This is a genomic window from Corallococcus llansteffanensis (assembly GCF_003612055.1).
In the GTDB taxonomy this organism is placed as follows: domain Bacteria; phylum Myxococcota; class Myxococcia; order Myxococcales; family Myxococcaceae; genus Corallococcus; species Corallococcus llansteffanensis.
In genome coordinates, this window is record NZ_RAWB01001147.1 from 1 (window position 1) to 564 (window position 564).

At 73.9% G+C, this 564-nt stretch carries 1 pseudogene; it reads right to left on the reverse strand.

From position 1 onward, the window contains the following. A pseudogene (locus tag D7V93_RS46335) lies at window positions 1-476 on the reverse strand (hypothetical protein); the annotation flags it as partial. Window positions 477-564: the final 88 nt, after the last annotated feature.

Sequence of the window (564 nt, forward strand, 5' to 3'; positions counted from 1 at the left end):
GGCGTGGGCGGGGCGACAGGGACGGTATCGGCGAGCTCGGTGGACGGCTCGGGAGTCGGAGGCGGGGGCTCGGTAGGAGCGGGCTTCCGTGCCTCGGGCTCGGGAGAAGTCGGTGGAGGACTTGGGGATGACTTGCGGGCCGTGGCCCACAGCGCGGCGAGACGTCCGCCATCGAGTCCGAGGACCACGGTGGTTCCGAGGCCCGCGATGAGGAGGAGCACGACGAAGGCCGCGATGAGTGCACCCCGGCCTCGGCGGGGCGCGGGGGCTTCGGCGAGGAAGTCGTGGGGTTCGGTCGCCCGGACGGAAGCGCGCGCCGCGTTGGAGCGGGCCGGGGGCGTGGGCTGCTTGCGACGGGAGGACGGGGACCGGCGGACCGCGGGCGTGTTCTCCGGAGCTTCTTCCGGAGGAAGGGCCGGCACGCGGGAGATGGCCGTCTCGTTGTCGCTGACGTTGTGAGGCTGGGTGACCCGCACGCTGTCCACGGTGGAGGAGCGCTGGGGACGGGGCCGCGAGTCTTCCGCGGATCCGTTCGAGGCGTCGCGAGGGGGACGGGGCCGGGAG